Below are 18,675 nucleotides of genomic sequence, written 5' to 3' on the forward strand. Positions count from 1 at the left end.
AAAAAAATATTTTTACTGATATATATTTTAGTATTTTACATTACTTTATTGATTTACAGTTTGAGGATACGCTTCTGCTTGGCAATATCGCTGCCAATTACTAACGTGTTTTCAAGAACTTGATTAATTTTATGGTTTGTACTAAAATTCATATGATAGAGTCCTCTGTATGATGATGGGTCAATGAGCGTTGACACTCATGCATCATACTAGAGGGCTTTTATTTTTTCAAGACCCCGAAAATCCTTCTAACAGGATTGCTCCTTATTATTTAACTTTTATCACACTTTTTCCGGACAACGGGTACGCAGTGACAATCATACCATCTTTATCAACAATGACTTTCATTTTATTTATACCATACTTATTTAGGTTATATTCATAAGATTTATAACCATTAGCTGCTTGACCTTTATAAGTACCTTTTTGTAAAGATTCCATAATAATATTTTTAATTTGAGATTCAGATAAGTTTTTGGGGAATAATGTATCGCCCTTTTTAGCACCTTTGCCCAAAATATGTCCATTCTTTATATGTTTCCATCCTTTGCTAGCATTACCTTCAAATAGAACGCCTCGACTATTGTGCTTTAGAATTTTTCCCATGTTACTGGCAACTTTAATAGATTTTTTCGCAAGACCTTTAATTGCTAAACGAACAACTTGAGAACCTATAATATATGCAACATAAGGAACCGCTGAGGCAGATACAACTGAAGAATCATAAATTGTGATTTCACCAGTTTCTTTATCAATAAACTCTATAATAAAATTTTCATCATCTATAACATTAATATTTAAATCATACTCTTTTTCAATTAAATCCCCATTTTCTTCATATGTAATGTTATACTGGGCAGTATTCTCTTCAGGTTGTATTTCTAAAGTAGTATCCACATCATAGTTATATGTTGAAACTTTACTTTCTATAATAATCCTATCATTCTGAACATTTAAGTTAGAAACTTCTAGTTCAGTATCCTCAGCAGTATTAAACTCTTCTTCAAGTTCTTGGACAATTTCTTCTGTTTCGTCTGCTGCATAGTTAAAAACTTCTTGAATGTTACTTTCTACAGATACAGGAACTTCATTTTCAGAGGTAGCAGCATATACATTACTTGCAGTTGGTCCAATACTTAAAAAACTTAAAGTAAAACATAATGAGATAATCAATAGTTTTTTCATTCTAATCCCCTTTTTTTAATGTTAATAATCCATTTCCGTATTCTGATTGTTTGCCCAAAGGTTTTGCGTAGTCTTTTAAATGCTTGAAATAAGAAGTTCGATCTATTTTTTGCTCGCTTAAGAGTTGTGCAATAATTCCCGTTGCATAAGCTGTTGCATATGATGTTCCATCAAGACTTTTATCTCTCATTTTATTAATTTTTACAGCTTGTACGTTTATACCAGGAGTAACATAGTCAACTTTATTTTTTGCAGCCGTTGGATCTCGTTTTAAGTTTTTGTCAATCCCGAAAATTTACCTTTAAAAATAATTAGGACAACGTCGTAATTATTTTTAAAAGGCCACCAAGCGATAGCGCGGTAGCTGCGAAAAAAATTTATAAATTTTTGTGTCTACTTTATTGACCTAATATCAATCGGTCGTTAAGCATGAAGGGTTGTCCCTATGACAACGCAGTAGCTGAAGCAACCTTTAAAATTATCAAAACAGAATTTGTTAAAGGTAAATATTTTGAAAATTTAGACCGATTAAAACTGGAATTAGATGATTATGTTCATTGGTTTCATCATGTTAGAATACATGGAACACTTGGGTATTTAAGCCCGGTGGAGTACAAAGAGAAACACCTCAAAAAAATTGTCTAGTTTAGTGTTGACATACCAATACAAAAAAAGTTGACAATTATACATGTAAATGGTAAAACTATACTTGATAGGCAAACATTTTATTTACTACATCAAGATGCCGCTCATTAAGCAGGGCATTTTTTTTCGCGCACCATTGATAATGATTATCATTATTGAAACACAATCATAATCAATGGTGTTTTTTTACGTCATATATTGAGAATGATTATCGTTACCATTAAATGCCCTGGCATATAAAAACATAAAGGAGGGAGGAGTAAGTAAACGCAATTGATTTAATAAGTAATGGCAGGGTTTATGAGAATGGATGTAATACCAAGAAATGAAGGAGAATGGTAGAGAATGATTCAAACTAATCTAAGCTATAAAAGAACTGTTGCGATGTTCATAAGTGTATTATTGCTATCCATAGCGATTGCTGTATCTGTATCTGCCGCAACATTAAATTATCAGTTTTTAGATTCTAATGGGAATTATTCTAGTCACGCGAGTTCGTTTATTGTTGGTGATGCCGTTATCGATGGTAATTCTGCAACTATTACATTGAAGGATGCTAGTTATATTGGTGATTTATTAGTATGGGATGGCAGTGATTATGTTTCCGCCAATCGGACAGTTGATGCGGATGGAAATGTTCAATTTACTTTTGACGTCTATGATTTCGATGTAAATTTAGCTGTTCAATTATATGTAAACGCTGGTCCGCATAGTGGATATATTCCTCTATTTATTCAATGGCTTTGATATTTTCAGAATATTTGGAGAGTGGCGGGGTTTTTCCATTCACTCTCCATTGGAAAAATTTTGTGATTAGGGAGAGATCAGCTTGAAGAGGAAAAGTAGGTTATTATGGATAGGTATTGCAATATTCCTGTTGACTTTATCACCTATCCTTCCAATATTTCATAATGTTCATGCGGAAGGGGCAGGATTAGTAAATGGAACATATGAAGGAGTTGATTATCGTTATTTAAAAGATGGAACTGCGGAAACATCAGCAGCTCATGGTTATTTGTATGTTGCTAATTCAGGAAGATTGATTATAGAAGATGATACGATAATATTTGAGCATGAAATTACAGCAGTAAACAAAGATTATTTACCTTATATTGGTTATCGACTGCCAGGTAAGCCAAAGGCTGTTATTTCAGGTGATAACATATCTGGTATGGATGGGTATCAGCAAGTTCAGCCAGAACGAAAAGATAATGGGAATTATGTGATTCGTTATAAAATGGAGGATGTAACAAAAGCTTTAGATATTTTAATGCATGTGCATATGGAAAATGTCCCTGGTATGCCTGGTGGCATATATGATAATTGGTACAATGTTCAATTACAATTAGATACAAGTACTCTACCGATTGATGTTGAAACGGATAAATCTGAATTGGAAAAAGTGCTTGAGGAGGCAAGACACCTCTTTAATACAGTGCATCCTAGAGGGACTTTGATTCCATATGTTTATTCTGAAGGAGAACATGGCTATGCTGTCCCCGAAATTCAAAGAAGGCTTGCCAACGCTGAAAACGTTTATAATAATCCAAATGCTACACAAACAGAGGTTGATGCAGCAATAGAAAGTCTAAAATTTGCAATGGATTCTGTAAAGAGGGATCAATTCTTTAAGATAGAGCCTTTAAGATTTAGAGTTTTAAACTCTATTGGTGATGATGCAGAACTGTCCGAGCATGCAGGTGATTTCGGCGAAGAAACAACAGCAGTATTAAAGCAATTTGGAACATATCAAACTGTTGCTAATATTCCTGTTCATTTACCAAAAGAAACTTTACAAATTTATAAAGCCGCAGATACTGCAAATGGCGGTTTTTCAAGTGCTATGTCTAAAGTGTATTTTGTAGAAGCGAAAAATGATACTAATATTTATCAAATAAACATTAGGCACAAGGATGCTGGAGACGATGTTTGGAAAGGCATTTCTTATGTGAAATATAATACGGATGGTGTGGAAAAAGAAGTATATTTAAACTTTAATGTCAATATCCAAGAAGACTTAAAAGATTTCGTTGAACTTGCAAAGAAAATCGATCCAAGTAAATTGGAAGCTGATGGGGAGCATGTGAATACTTTTCAAACGTCACTTAATGAAGCTGAGAAGGTTAGTAACAAATTAGCCGCAACAAGAGTGGAAATTTTATCTGCTACGCAAGCATTGAAAGAAGCAGTAACAAATATTCTAAAAACGAAACACTATGATGCAGGCACATATGTTCTCAGTTTAGCAGATTTTGGAGCGGATTTTGCGAATTTTGTTGAAAAAAGCCATTTAATTGTTGATGAAAATGGTCAATTAAGCTTACAAATCATTCCGAAAGCTAATGTCGAAGTTAGCTTACAAAATCAAGAAACGGGTGAGGAAATAGCAGCTGATTCTTCACATATTTTTAAAGATATTGATCCATCCATACCGTATACTATAGAGATTTCAAATAATGGGGAAACTGCTGCTTACTCTGTATATTTTGCGCTTATCACAGCCGAATTGTTAGCAGAGCCTGAACAGCCGGGAGGAAATCCTGAGCAACCAGCAGAGCCTGAACAGCCGGGAGAAAATCCTGAGCAACCAGCAGAACCTGAACAGCCGGGAGAAGATCCTGAGCAACCAGCAGAACCTGAACAGCCGGGAGAAGATCCTGAGCAACCAGCAGAACCTGAACAGCCGGGAGAAGATCCTGAGCAACCAGCAGAACCTGAACAGCCGGGAGAAAATCCTGAACAACCAGCAGAACCTGAACAGCCGGGAGAAAATCCTGAACAACCAGCAGAGCCTGAACAGCCGGGAGAAAATCCTGAGCAACCAGCAGAACCTGAACAGCCGGGAGAAAATCCTGAACAACCAGCAGAGCCTGAACAGCCGGGAGAAGATCCTGAGCAACCAGCAGAACCTGAACAGCCGGAAGAAAAAATCGGACAACCAACAAAATCTGAACAGTTAGCAGAAGAAAAGAAGGAACTAGAAGGTAAAAAATTGCCAAATACAGCTACCAATCAATTTAATTTCCTACTGATTGGCATTATTTTACTTGGAATGGGGAGTATATGTTTTGCTGTTGTAAGAAAAAAATATAACTAAAAAGAGAATGCCAAGTGAAGATCCAAAAAATTGATAGCCTTGCCTTGCAATGGTCTAGTCCAAAAAAAGTAGAAATGAAGAAAAATCCCGGAAGTAATTGTCTTATTTAGAGGTAATTGCTTCCTTTTTTCTTGCCAATATAGGCAAGGGTATTAGATGTTATACGGGATTAACTGTTGTAAGCATACTTTTCCGCGTTTGCATCAAAGAACAGGTCCTTAGGGTTATCAAAATTTCAAAAAAAGACAGCATTTTTAACTACAATCGGCATCCTCCTAACAAAAAATCCTCAATTATGAAAGCGCAATATAAACAATTTCCATTACCTAGATTTTTTTACAAAAAATAAGTTATATGCACCATAAAATGTAACATAAAAACCACAAATAACCAATTTTAGAATTCCGAATTACTGGTTAAATGGAATTGTATGCCATCAATTGTTTTTAGAAAAAATCATAGGTTCGAGATAATTTTGGGCAAAAAGTACTGTGTGAAATTTGACATCTTTCATCGGGCGTTTGACTGTTTTTCCAACTATTGATAAATACATTTATAGGAAAATATTTATTAAGCATTCGATATTATTTAAAGAAACGAATGCCACAAAACTATTTTGAAGGAGATGGATATTTTGGCAGGACAAATTCGAATGACCCCAGAGGAGCTAAAAGCGAAGGCTCAGCGTTATGGGCAAGCTGGTTTGCAAATTGAGCAAATTTTAAGAGATTTAACAAATTTACAAAATGAACTTCGTGCTGAGTGGGAAGGCCGTGCTTTCCAAGGATTTGATGATCAATTTAATCAACTAAAACCGAAGGTGCAAAACTTTGCCCAGCTTATGCATGATATTAATACGCAATTGAATAGAACAGCGGAAGCAGTAGCTCAACATGATGAGCAGCTATCACGCAATTTTGGGCTTCAATAATCAATCCGCGTTGACTTCATGTCTAATACCAGGCTTAGATGGTTGGACGACTTCCGTGTTGTCAAAAAAGCCACGCGACGATGTTGTGTGGCTTTTTTCTTAATACATAAATATTTTCGGAATGGATGTGCAAGGAAAAATGAGGCGTTGGCAAGAAGGCAGTGCCTTTGAGGATGTTTGTCATGTTTGGTTTTCATCCCAACATATCTGTATGTCATTCACATAAAAGGGGGTGAATGGAATGAAGAAATTTGTGCTCAATTCTTTCTTGTTTCTTGGACTGGTGCTCATGCTTTCCTCAGGAAGTTCCTACTTAGCATTAAACCAAGTATCGAAAAGTACAAATGATGATGAGCAAAAAATGACTGTTGCTTTAGTAAATGAAGATCAAGGCGGCACCTTTAATGGCAAAAAATACGCATTTGGCAATGAATTTGTGAAAAGTATTGAAAAAGATAATGAACATGATTGGTATATTGTCAGCCGTGGTGTTGCTGAAAGCGGCTTTAAAAACAATTTGTACAACATGATTATTATCATTCCAAATGATTTTACAGAAAAAGCACTATCAATGAATGATAAAAATCCGGAGAAAATCACTTTAAACTATAAGATTAATGCATCGGGCAACAGCAGCATGAAAGCCCGGGCGGAAAAAACGGCTAGTTCAATTTTAGAGGATTTTAATCGTCGAATTATTGATGTTTACTTCGCTAGTGTAATAGGAAACTTACAAAAGGCCCAAGACAATGTTGCTGAACTTGTCAGGAAGGAACGGAATCATACCAATATATATAATCATGATATTCATCAACCATTATCTGGTTTCACTAATCAGTTTGCGACAGTAAAGGATCAAACAAAGGTATCAACCGATGCTTTCAAAGGTCTGGAGGATATCTTGCAAAATTACCAGAGCTCCTTTGTTGAAGGGGCAAAAGCAACAAATGCTTATCAAACAAATTTTTTAGATTTCCAACAAATGAAGAATGCTCATGAAACTTTGGCAAAAGGTTTTGCAGATCAGCTAACAGCATTCGACAGCAGTCTAAACGCTGCAGACGTTCAGCAAAATATTAACCGACTGGTTGAAACCAATCAAGCAATTTATAATCAGTTCCATTTCAATTCCATGGAGGACCAAAATATTTTCTTGAAGTCTGAAGCGCTGAAGATGTCGTTAAAATCAACATTGGAAACAATAGACAGCTATGAGCAAGAATTAACGAAAAAGCTAGAAAATGAAACAGAGGAAAATATTGCGAAAAAACTGGCAAAACAAATGAAAGATGGTGTCGGAAACAGTTACGTTTCGTTAAATCAAATATTTGATACTCCCGATAAAATTGTCCAAAAAACGATTAAAAGCCAAATTGATAAACTTCAAACGTTAAAACGGGAAGAAATTGATGATTTAAACATCGATGAGTCGGTGAAGAGCGATATCAAAATGGTTATCAAGGTGACAAACCAATTTAATCGGGAATTTCAATATCAGCCACAACCATCCAACGGTACGGGGCTTCCTTTAGCAAATTTAATAAACAAAGTGAAAAAGGATTTAACGGAATCAGGCATCATTTTGTCGGACAATGCAGCTATTCTAGGCGGAAATATTGAGAGTCAAAATATAAATGCGGCAGTTCCTGAACTTTTTCGTATTCATGAAGTGACATTGACTCTTCCTAATGGGCAAACAAATGTTTTTAAAGTGGATGGAGATCAGAACAACGTTACATTTGATCTTCCTGTCACTGAAAAAGGAAATATTACAGTCAACATAAAAATAAGCTTGAAGGACGAAAATGCGAAAATTGATTTATTTCAGCCTGTTGCATGGGAATGGAAGATTATTCAAAAGCATAAAAATACAGAGGCGCCAGAGCCGCCTGATCCATCTGATCCATTGCCGCCAGAAGAGCAACAGCCTGATCCTGAAGCTCTAAATATGAATGAAAACAGTAATTCCGAATCGACACAGGACGATTCAAATGATGAGAATACAAATGAACCTCCTGTTGAAAGAGAAGATATTAACAATGTTATCTATCATAAAGTAATGTCTCAGCTGATAAGTGATCCGGCTAATACTTTCATGAAAAGCCTTAATGAAAGTATCAGAGATTATCAAAAAACAGCGATGTTATATGAATTATATTTTGGGAAAAGTATTTCCGATTTAGCCAATGGATTGGAACAACGTAGCTTGGGGGATATGGCTGCAGAGGATTCTCTTTATTACCTGTTCCATAAACAAGATATTGTAGAAGCCATATCCGACTATATGGCCGGGAAAATAACTGAGGATGTCAGAGCTGAAACGGAAGACCTTAAAAATAAGATAGCAGGTTATAAGCAGCTAGTTCAGAAAACTCAAAATCATTCTGACGAAATGGCTTTATTAGTCCAACAAGCGACGATACAAGCAGAAGAATTGAATCATCGCATTACCAATACATTACAGCGGTTGGAAGCATGGCGGGAAGCCAGTTTGAAGCTGCAAAACGCAAATAGTGAGATACAAGCCGGTCAAAATAAAGAACAAAGCGCTGTTCTGTCCTTAGACGATCAACTTCAAACATTGCTGGCTACAAGCCAATCCTTGGCAGATCAATCTGAAAATGTATTGATTTCAACAGACAGCGTCTATAAAACTTTTGATGCGATTGATAAACAGGCTGACAATATTGTAAACAGCGGCGACACATTAGTGAAAAAGGCTCAAAAGCTTTCAAATGATTTGACTAATAAGCTGCTGAAGGATCAAGAGTTTGCTGATAACTTTGGACAAGTGTTAGCCAACAGCCGTATAGGCGACCGTCCAAATGAAAACTTGTTGAATTTTCTATCAAATCCGGTGCAGACAAAAAACAGCGAAGTGAAAGTAGTTAAAGATACTTTTATCCCTTATTATTTGGTGTTAATCTGTTTTATTTTGGCTTTATTTTCTGCATACGTCATTGCAACGTCTGAAAGAAAAAGATTGATAAAGGATGATTTCACAGAAAACAGAACATTGGTTTGGAAAAATACTCCGATCACATGGGCGACAGCAGGAATTGGCGTTATCGAAGGAATCATCATCGGTTTGCTGTCAGGTTCTTTTATCGATATTCCACAAGAAAAATATTTTCAATGGATTGGCCTGATCTCCCTGATTATGTTCACCATGGTGCTGGCAGGAGCTTATTTGCTAAGACAGCTTAAAATGATCGGGATGTTTTTACTTCTTGGCATGTTAAGCCTTTATGTATTGTTGACAGAAACTCTTGGGCTGAATTTCGACAAACAGTCTTTAGCATCTACATTGCAAGAATTGTCGCCACTGCAATATATTGAGAAGCTGCTATTAGGTTTTGTTGACGATACAAAGTACGATCCATTGATCATCACCATATTAGTGGGAACAGCATTTTTAAGTCTTGTCGGACATTTATTTGTGATAAATGGGTTTACACAAAATAAGGAGGCAAGGGATGAAGCAGCTAATCCGAATTAGTATTTTAGTTGCTGCAGCTATAGGCGTCCAGCCTTTGCTTTCTGCACATTCGTTGGCAGATGAACATTTGGATCACAGTGGGAAGCTTGATTTACAAGTAGACCGTATCAGCGATGACATAAAAACACAAGAATCCCAAAGTGAGAGTGAAACTGAACTGGAAAAAATCGCGCCCGGTTTGTTTAAAAAACAAACTCGGGCTGCGGTCCAGAAAAAGCAAAAAGAGCTGGATCATGCAGTGAATCATCTAAAAGAAGAAATTTTTGCCGATTCGGTGGCGAGCGATGCAAAAACAAGCTTTTACGATGCGAAAAAGACATTATTTTCACAACATTTTTTTACGCAGCATTCTTCTCCCGCTAGCCAAAGCACTGCGGATCATGCAGAGAAGAAGGAAAGGGTAAATCAGATAGCCATTGGATTTCTGAGCGGATTTGCTGTTATGTTGGTCGGCGGAATTTTGGCTCTTATAAGAAAAATAATGGAGTAAAGGGGAGATCAGGAATGCCCGTTGAAACGCATATCAATGTGACCGTTGATTTTAGTAAATGGGGGAAAGGTCGATATGATGTGAGGATACCGGCACATCAGCCGATAAAACAGCTGCTGTCGAACTTGAATGAATCTTTAAGGCTCGAACTCCCTAATTATTCCCTTTTTGCGGTAAAAATCCCGACTAAAGAACTTTTACTGGCGGATGACGACCAGATTAGCGAGTTCCCAGTGGCGAATGGAGATATTTTACTTGTTTTATAGAACAAGAACCATGCTTTTTATCATAGCCTGTGTAACGTTGAAAAGGAGTCAGAAATCATGAAGGAAAAAACAATTAAAATGGATTCCGTGTCTTATCATTTTTTTATTGAAAACAATCAATGGAAATTAGAACTGGCAAAATCGCAGACCCGCGTGAAAGATATTCGTGAATTGGCTCTGATGAAGGAGAATACAGACCAGTTTGTTCCGGTAGAAGTGGAGGACGGGGAAGAGGTTCTCACTTTCCAATTTCTAGTTGATTCCAATATGAACCATTGGGAAACCATTCAAAGCTTGGGGCGAAGTGACAAGTTGCGATTGCTGTGCAATCTGGCCCGTTTCAGAAAAATTTTAGATACGCGAATTACGTTCTTCCTGCATCCACATAATCTCATATTTGACGATAATCTTATACCTTTTTTGGTTTACAGAGGCATTCGACAGGTGCTACCCCCCTATGAGATCAACGACGAAACCTTCCTGCTGCAATATAAATGCTTGAGTATCGCCCTATTTTCAAAAAAATATAATTTCGATGAACTATATGCAGGTTCATGGAAAAATGCAAAAGATACCGAGTTTGAACGTCAAATCAGTGAAATTGATCATTTTGATGACTTTGTTGAATTTTTACACAATCAGTATCGCAAGGAAAAGCGCGAAACAGAGAAAAATATGCAAATCGTTCCAAAAAAAAGATTTCAGCTATTTAAACGTTTATCCATTGCCATGATCGCAGCTGCAGTCATTTTGGCTGTTCCTGTTGTATACTTCGGCTTTTTTAAGCTGCCGTTTCAGCAGCACCTTTTGGAAGCGCATAGGGCTTTTTTATCCAAGGATTATTCAGAAGTCATTTCAGATCTCGAAAGTGTCAATCCTGAAAAATTGCCAGATTCGGGAAAATATATATTGGCCTATTCATATGTTAAATCCGAAAATCTGGGCGATGAAGAAAAAGACACCATTATGAATAATATTAGCTTAAAAAGCGATCCTAACTACTTATTGTATTGGATTTACAATGGCCGCGGAGATTTGGATAAATCACTTGATTTAGCGATGTATCTCGATGATCCGGTGTTAATCATGTACAGCTATATTAAAAAAATTGAGAAGGCAAAAAATGATCCAAACTTAAGTGGAACCGAACGGCAAAACCAGGTGCAGCAATATGAAGAGAAGTTAAAATCGTATGGAGAAAAATATGGTCTGGAATCTTTGTTTGTGACGGATCCGGAGAAAGCCAATCCAACTGAAGAAACGGGTGGATCTGCGCCGGCAGCTGCAGAACAACAAGTAACCGATCAAGCAAAGGGGACACAGACAGATCGAACGGAGAAAAAGGTTCCTGATCAAAACCAAACAGAAGAAACGAAATGAGGGGATCTTGCCTGCATTTATGAGCGGCTATCATTTTAATAGTTCAGCTGATTTTTAGTTTTAAAGAATTAAACGTTACGCTTCATGTACCCCAATCATTTCGCTTACTGGAAAAAAAGGCATGCGTCTTTCTTAATTGCATGTAGAGAGGGAGAAAGAGATGGCACAACGATTATTACTGGTGAGTTATGATAAACAATTGCATAAATGCCATTTACATGACCATGAACCGAAAAGAGTATCAATCGGCGGCCAATGGTCTGACACTATTACCTTTCGCGGTTTATCCGACACCATTTGGGTGGATTGGGATGGTGAAACATGCAAGGTTGAAAATAAATCATTGATAAATGGTGCCATTTCATTACAGATAAACAATATTCCGCTGGAAATATACCTTACGGAGCATAATGATTGGCACTACTATGATATTTCCAATAAATTGAACATTACCTTTGGCAAAAATACGTATGATGATGTGCAGATTCCCAATACTGCTATTGATTTCGTATTGTTCCGTGATCAATTGGGAGACTCTTTTCAAATGGCTGTCTATCAGGGCACTGTCTATCATAACTATACATTTGTGGATGGAGAAGAAGTGAAGATTGAAGCGGGGGATGAGCTTTTTTTTGCCGGTGTAATGGTCAGAGTGACCAGAGATCGTTTGGAGATATTGGCCTCCGAACCCTATATATCTAAATTGGTGCCATTATATAGCGCACAAAGCAAGTATAACGCGGATTATCCTGATTATCACCGTTCACCGCGCATTATTTACCGTGTTCCGGAAGATAAACGGAAAATTGCTAAACCATCCAGCAAGCCAAGCAAACCGAGTGAACAACTTGCCCGTGTCATTGTTCCGCCGCTAGTCATGATTGCAGCCTTCGTACTCGTTTCCTTTTTTCAGCGAAGCGGCATTTATTTAATTGTGATGCTGTCTATGACGATTGTCACAGTTATTTTTTCCATCACCTCTTATGTGAAAAGCTTGCGGCAATATCGATTGGATATGAAAGAACGGGAGGAGAGCTACCGGGATTATTTGAAGCAAAAAACACATGAATTGTATCAAGCAAGTGAAGAACAGCGCCATGCCTCAAACTATCACTACCCAAGTGTGGAGCAAATCCGTGATATGGCCTTAAGGGTGGACTCGCGGATTTACGAAAAGACGAGGTTTCACCATGACTTTTTAATGTATCGCGTTGGAACAGGGACAGTGGATGCCAGCTTTGACATCGAATTCAGCATGGAAGAATTTACACAGGATAAAGATGAACTGGTCGAGGAGGCGCGCAGCCTTCGATCACAATTTTTAAAATTGCATGATGTTCCGATTGTAACGTCCTTGTTAAATGGGCCAGTGGGATATATTGGTCAGCGCCGTCTTGTGTTGGAACAGCTGCAAATGCTCGTCATGCAAACAGCCTTATTTCACAGTTATCACGATGTTCAATTTGTGACGATATTCCCGGAGGAAGAAAAGCAACAATGGGCTTGGATGCGCTGGCTGCCGCATGCCAGTTTGCGTGATTTAAATATTAGAGGTTTTATATACCACGAGCGATCTCGCGACCAGGTTCTCAATTCGCTCTATCAAATTTTAAAAGAAAGAAAATTAACAATTGATGAGAAAGCGAACAAAAATGAGAATATCTATTTTTCACCGCATTTTGTCATTTTTATTACAGATGAAAAGCTGATTTTAGACCATACGATCATGGAGTTTTTTAATGAAGATCCAATCGAACTTGGTGTTTCGCTCGTGTTTGTGGAAGATGTCATGCAGTCATTGCCTGAGCATGTAAAAACGGTGATTGATATACGCGATGCCCACTATGGCAACATCATTATCGAAAACGGCGAATTGGTAAACAAACGGTTTGTTCCAGATCACTTCCCGGACGGTTTTAACAAAGAAGACATTTCCCGTGCTTTGGCTCCTTTAAACCACCTGCAAAACTTGAAAAATTCCATTCCGGAAAGCGTGACTTTCCTTGAAATGTACGGCGTGGAAAAGGTTGAGGAGCTCGGGATTGAAGAACGCTGGGCACGAAACGAAGCATATAAAAGCCTGGCAGTACCGATCGGACTGCGGGGAAAAGAGGATATTGTCCAGTTGAACCTCCATGAAAAAGCGCACGGACCGCACGGGCTGATCGCCGGGACGACGGGTTCGGGGAAATCTGAAATCATTCAATCTTATATTCTCTCGCTTGCCGTTAATTTCCATCCGCATGAAGTTGCATTTTTGCTGATCGACTATAAAGGCGGCGGGATGGCGAATCTGTTCCGGAAGCTGCCGCACCTGCTCGGCACCATCACAAACCTTGACGGTGTCCAGTCGATGCGCGCGCTTGCCTCGATCAAAGCCGAACTAAAGAAGCGCCAGCGCTTGTTTGGAGAGCATAACGTCAACCATATCAACCAATACCAGAAGTTATATAAAACGGGCGAAGCGAAAGAGCCGATGCCGCATTTATTCCTGATCTCAGACGAATTTGCCGAACTGAAAGCGGAGCAGCCGGATTTCATGAAAGAACTTGTCTCGACCGCCCGCATCGGTCGTTCGCTCGGCATCCATCTGATATTGGCAACGCAAAAACCGAGCGGGGTTGTCGACGATCAAATTTGGTCCAACTCGAAATTTAAACTGGCACTCAAAGTCCAAAACACAAGCGACTCGATGGAAATTTTAAAAACACCGGACGCCGCTGAAATCACCTTGCCGGGACGCGCCTACCTGCAAGTCGGCAACAATGAAATTTACGAACTATTTCAAAGCGCATGGAGCGGCGCAAATTATGTTCCGGATCAGGAGGACCAAGACCTTTTGGACACGACGATTTACGCGATAAACGAGCTTGGCCAATATGAGCCGATTTCTCAGGATTTAAGCGGCCTTTCCAACCGCAAAGAAATAGTAAAAGTCCCGACTGAACTCGAAGCTGTCGTCGACTGGATCAACGCCTACGCTGAAAAAATCGGTGTGGAAGAATTGCCAAGACCGTGGCTGCCGCCGTTAGAAGAGAAGATCTATTTAACGGAGCTGCATCAAGTAGAATATACAGAAGCTTGGTATCAAGAGAAGCAAGGGCTTGAAGCGACCATCGGCTTTTTAGATTTGCCGGAAATGCAAGAGCAAAAGCCATTAACCTTGAATTTGGAGAAGGATGGACATTTAGCTGTTTATTCCAGCCCAGGCTATGGGAAATCAACCTTTTTGCAGACTTTGGCAGTGGATATTGCCAGACAGTATAACCCCGAAAGAGTTCATATGTATTTAATCGATTTAGGAACTAACGGTTTGTTGCCATTGAAAGATTTGCCCCATGTCGCCGACACCATTATGGCAGATGACGAAGTGAAAATGGCTAAGCTTATTCGCCGCTTACGAAATGAGATGAAGGAGCGCAAGCAGAAATTAAGTAAATACGGAGTTGCCAACATTCGCATGTACGAAAAGGCAATCGGCGAAAACGTTCCGGCGATTCTACTCATAATCGATACGTATGATTCCGTTTTAGACTCTTCTTATAAGGATGATTTTGAGAATATGGTCGCGCAAGTTGCAAGGGAAGGCGTCAGCGTCGGTATACATCTTGCCATCAGCGCAGGAAGGCAAAGCGCGTTAAGAGCGCCTCTCCTCGCCAATATTAAACATCAGATTGCCTTGTTTATGATAGATGCTACAGAAGTTCGCAATATTGTAGGGAGAACGGATTTATCGATTGAGGAAATACCAGGCCGCGGCCTAATCAAATTGGATCAGCCAACTGCTTTTCAAACAGCTTTGCCTGTAAAAGGCGAAGATACGCTGCAAATCATTGAGGGAATCCAAACGGAGAGCAAAGGTATGCGTGAAGCGTGGAAAGGCAAAACGCCGGCTCCAATTCCAATGGTTCCAGAAGTGGTTGAATTTTCTGTATTCATTAAACATCCGAAGGCAAAAGATATGTTGGCGTCAGGAGGCATTCCATTTGCGGTGGATTTTGAAGAAGTAGAGCCTGTAGCACTACAGGTTGTTGAAGACCAAAATACATTAATTTTAGGAGAAATGGCTGATGCAGTGGAACAAACGTATTTAACTCTTCTATCCAGCATTTCGCTTAATGAGCATATTGATGTCGGTTTGTTGGATAATGCTGCAGCAGCATTCCAATTGTATCAAAACCATGTCAATTTGTATGCGGATAATGGAGCTTCGATGGATTTGTTTGTAGCCAAAATTCAAGAACTATACGAGGCAAGGGAAGACGCATTTCGCCAAATCCAGTTGGAAACAAACGGGCGAGCGACCATACGCGATTTTAAGAACCAAATCCGTCCGCTCGTTGTTTTAATCACCGATGCCTCCTTTGTCGTTGAAACGATGTCGGCGCTGTCGCAGTCAACGCTTGCAAAGCTGATGGAAACGGGAGCAAGGCTTGGAATCTATTTCATTATTGGCGGAATCCCGGGAAGAATTGAAAGAATGTATGATGACATTTCCACTATGATCAAAAAACAAAAAACGGGTGTGTTGATTGGCAGGGTTGCCGACCAAAATATTTTGGAAGTGATGAATCGGCCGTATAAGGAAAAGAACCTGCCGCCTTACGAAGCTTATTATATCCGATATGGAAAAGCGGTAAAAATTAAAATCGCCGCGCCATATCGTACAAAGGAGGAAGTGAGCGAACATGTTTGATTGGTTCAAAACGGCGACGGAGAAAAAAAGAGATGATTACCATAAGCTTTACGAAAAACTTCATGATGCACTTTCGGATTATGATCAAAATGTTTCGGAAGCAGAAGGAATCTACGAAAGCTATGTAGGAACAGCAGCTCATTTATCCAGCTCAGACATTCCATCAAACGACTTTGAACCTAAGCGGCAAGAACTCAATCAGAAGCTGAATAAATATTTCCAACTGGAAAAGCAGAAAAGAAGCTCTCTTGTGTCCGCCAAAAATAAGGCATACGAAAGATACATTTACTATAAAAACTTAGCCATTAAAGAAGCGAGGGAGAGAGCGGAAAGAGAGGAAAGAGAACGGAAAGAAAGGATGGAGCGGTTATATGGGAAGCGTTAAAATCAACGGTGCCAAAGTAAATGAAGCGAAAGAAACGGCAAAAGCGCTTGAAGAGTCGATTAGAAACACGAAGAACACATGCAGCCAATTAATTTCCTATATTCACTCGGCGGGGTGGAGTGGAAAATCACGAGACGCATTTCTTACCTATCTCGAGATTATACACAAATATCATCAAGAGATGGAAAAGGCTGCAGCGAAACAGACAAAAGCCCTGAATAATTTGGAAAGTTATTTCCATGACTTTTTGAACGATCCATCAGTTAAAGAAGTGAGAAACTTATGAACGTTGCTCGCGATGCTTTTAACGTACCGGAATTATATTTGTTGGCTGCGGCTTTTGGATGCAATACGATATTCGGCCTCCCGGATAAACAAATTTACCAATTAAAGGGAGAAGAAGTTTTTAAAGAAGCTCACGAACGCTTAAAAGAAAAACAAATATTAGATTCTGCCGGCAAAATCACAGAGGCGGGGGCCTTGGTCATTCAAGCACTGGAACATTATGCTCAAAGTGAAAAATATGTGCGAATTAATAATTTAATGTTTGCTTTCTTCGAGAAAACAAATGACAAGCTGATCGTTTTGGTGGAACTAGAAAATAACTTATACCAATTAAGGATCATGGCCAAAGCTTTTGTTCTCAAATTGCTAAGCGAACAGTTTCCGTTAATGTCAAGAGAACCGGCGCCGCTTGAAAAAACTTTTTTAAAGCGTGAACTAACCCATGAAGAAAGGCGAGAAGTAGAAAGTTTTGAACCGGAAAAAATGTTTATGAATCTTGAATTCTTTCATATGACTGAACGGCCGATGGAGCCTGACAATCCGAAATTCTATCAGCAGTGGATGATTTTTACGAAAGATCAAAATCTGATTATGGTGGATATCCCACAAAAGAAATACTACCATGCAAGCCAATATTGGTTTCTGAAACTGCTCTTTGACGAATTGGAATTTCCTTATAAGGAGGCAAAAGCGCATGGCTAACGCGAATATGGGCGGAGGAGGATCCGGCACCATTGATGTCAATCCGGATGAAATCACGACTGTTTTTAATTATTTGAACAGAATTCTTTCGGAATTAGAGGAAACGGCAATTCCCAATATAAAAAAACTAAGCAGCCTTGATTACTATACGGCGGGCAAAGCGATGAAAGCGATGGCTGTATACGATGAAGCGAATGAAAAGATCATGGATTTGTACGATCATTACAGTCGTGCAGCAACGTTAGTAATGGACATTTTATTAACCATGATGGAAGTGGACCAACAAATTGCGGAACAGATTATAGCAAAATTGGAGGTATAATCGGATGGATGTCAAATATATACCTTCCGAATGGGAAAGGACCAAGAAAGGCATTGGCGATCTGATCGGCCTCGGTGCATGGGGAAAAGGCATGATCGACAACTTAAAAGATATCAGTGATCTTTTGGAAGACGCCCAATCAGACATCGCCAAATATGATAGCGACGGTGTCATCTCTTTCACCCACACGGACCGCAAAAGCCAATATCAACAATTATATGAAGATTATCTCGTCCTGCACCGCTTTAGCGGCCGTGTCGGAGATATTGTCGACCGTACGATCGATGAGCCGTTTTATCAAGATATCGATGCTTTTGTCGAAGCGATGCGCAACTTATCGATATCAGAGATCAAGACGAAAAACCGCATCGGTGTTAAAGAAATAATCGTCGTTCCAGGAACTTATGGCACACAAGAGACGATCGAAGTGCCAAAAGCCGAGGTCGGACTGGAAGATCTGTTCAGCGGCAGCAACTACTATGCCAGGCTGATGGAACGGGAATACGCCTCATGGAAAGAACTGAATCCCCAGCAAGATTTTTCGGAACAGGAATATATACAGGCAGCTTTGAATTCCCGGGCTTTTCAGTATGAATCGATCAAAGACGGGCAAATGAACAAAGAATTCTGGGGGCAAATAGCGGCGCTCGTCGTGATTGTCGGCGTCTCATTTATTTGTCCGCCAGCAGGGATGGCATTGGGCATGGCCTATGGTACACTGGAATTAAGCTCGGCCGTTTCCGGAAAAGACTGGATTTCAGGGAGGAACTAGAAACAGGCGAAAGAGTATTC

At 39.1% G+C, this 18,675-nt stretch carries 15 protein-coding genes and 1 pseudogene; 14 read left to right on the top strand and 2 right to left on the bottom strand.

Annotated elements, in window-relative coordinates:
• Window positions 1-267: 267 nt before the first annotated feature.
• Window positions 268-1,185 (bottom strand): SAR2788 family putative toxin, encoded by a 918-nt coding sequence (locus tag NSQ61_RS18765; protein ID WP_094244484.1) that lies wholly within the window; start codon window positions 1,183-1,185, stop codon window positions 268-270.
• 1 nt (window position 1,186) lies between these two features.
• Complete coding sequence (locus NSQ61_RS18770; RefSeq protein WP_144598496.1) at window positions 1,187-1,480, bottom strand: S8 family serine peptidase; 294 nt, start codon at window positions 1,478-1,480, stop codon at window positions 1,187-1,189.
• Window positions 1,481-1,593: 113 nt separating this feature from the next.
• On the opposite strand from NSQ61_RS18770, the pseudogene NSQ61_RS18775 reads away from it, so the two are divergent.
• The 14 genes and pseudogenes from NSQ61_RS18775 to NSQ61_RS18840 form a co-directional block, all read left to right on the top strand.
• A pseudogene (locus NSQ61_RS18775) lies at window positions 1,594-1,830 on the top strand (IS3 family transposase); the annotation flags it as partial.
• A gap of 345 nt (window positions 1,831-2,175) precedes the next feature.
• Complete coding sequence (locus NSQ61_RS18780; protein ID WP_066247764.1) at window positions 2,176-2,577, top strand: hypothetical protein; 402 nt, start codon at window positions 2,176-2,178, stop codon at window positions 2,575-2,577.
• Window positions 2,578-2,659: 82 nt separating this feature from the next.
• On the top strand, window positions 2,660-4,927 hold the full coding sequence (locus NSQ61_RS18785; protein ID WP_340807877.1) for an NEAT domain-containing protein: 2,268 nt from the start codon (window positions 2,660-2,662) through the stop codon (window positions 4,925-4,927).
• A 634-nt stretch (window positions 4,928-5,561) separates the two neighbouring features.
• Window positions 5,562-5,858 carry a WXG100 family type VII secretion target gene (locus tag NSQ61_RS18790; protein ID WP_066249497.1) on the top strand — a complete coding sequence of 99 codons (297 nt, stop codon included), beginning with the start codon at window positions 5,562-5,564 and terminating at the stop codon, window positions 5,856-5,858.
• Between the two features lie 241 nt (window positions 5,859-6,099).
• On the top strand, window positions 6,100-9,357 hold the full coding sequence (gene esaA, locus NSQ61_RS18795) for a type VII secretion protein EsaA (RefSeq protein ID WP_340807878.1): 3,258 nt from the start codon (window positions 6,100-6,102) through the stop codon (window positions 9,355-9,357).
• A complete protein-coding gene (gene essA / locus NSQ61_RS18800; protein ID WP_339197413.1) occupies window positions 9,335-9,847 on the top strand; it encodes a type VII secretion protein EssA in 513 nt (170 codons plus the stop codon). The genes esaA and essA overlap by 23 nt, the downstream gene beginning before the upstream one ends.
• Before the next feature lie 14 nt (window positions 9,848-9,861).
• A complete protein-coding gene (locus tag NSQ61_RS18805) occupies window positions 9,862-10,113 on the top strand; it encodes an EsaB/YukD family protein (protein WP_066249503.1) in 252 nt (83 codons plus the stop codon).
• Between the two features lie 57 nt (window positions 10,114-10,170).
• Window positions 10,171-11,493, top strand: coding sequence for a type VII secretion protein EssB (essB, locus tag NSQ61_RS18810; protein ID WP_340807880.1), 1,323 nt, complete (start codon window positions 10,171-10,173; stop codon window positions 11,491-11,493).
• Between the two features lie 160 nt (window positions 11,494-11,653).
• On the top strand, window positions 11,654-16,189 hold the full coding sequence (gene essC / locus NSQ61_RS18815) for a type VII secretion protein EssC (protein ID WP_340807882.1): 4,536 nt from the start codon (window positions 11,654-11,656) through the stop codon (window positions 16,187-16,189).
• Window positions 16,182-16,574, top strand: a complete 393-nt coding sequence (locus NSQ61_RS18820) for a hypothetical protein (protein ID WP_066249513.1) — start codon at window positions 16,182-16,184, stop codon at window positions 16,572-16,574. Before essC ends, NSQ61_RS18820 begins: the two co-directional genes overlap by 8 nt.
• Complete coding sequence (locus tag NSQ61_RS18825; RefSeq protein WP_066249517.1) at window positions 16,561-16,860, top strand: WXG100 family type VII secretion target; 300 nt, start codon at window positions 16,561-16,563, stop codon at window positions 16,858-16,860. Before NSQ61_RS18820 ends, NSQ61_RS18825 begins: the two co-directional genes overlap by 14 nt.
• Entirely contained in the window at window positions 16,857-17,561 is a 705-nt protein-coding gene (locus NSQ61_RS18830) for a DUF5081 family protein (protein ID WP_066249519.1), read from the top strand. The genes NSQ61_RS18825 and NSQ61_RS18830 overlap by 4 nt, the downstream gene beginning before the upstream one ends.
• Window positions 17,554-17,883, top strand: coding sequence for a hypothetical protein (locus NSQ61_RS18835; RefSeq protein WP_066249523.1), 330 nt, complete (start codon window positions 17,554-17,556; stop codon window positions 17,881-17,883). Before NSQ61_RS18830 ends, NSQ61_RS18835 begins: the two co-directional genes overlap by 8 nt.
• A 4-nt stretch (window positions 17,884-17,887) precedes the next feature.
• Window positions 17,888-18,655 (top strand): hypothetical protein, encoded by a 768-nt coding sequence (locus NSQ61_RS18840; protein WP_340807886.1) that lies wholly within the window; start codon window positions 17,888-17,890, stop codon window positions 18,653-18,655.
• Window positions 18,656-18,675 lie beyond the last annotated feature (20 nt).

It is taken from the genome of Aeribacillus sp. FSL K6-1121 (assembly GCF_038003725.1).
GTDB classification, from domain to species: Bacteria; Bacillota; Bacilli; order Bacillales; family Aeribacillaceae; genus Aeribacillus; species Aeribacillus composti.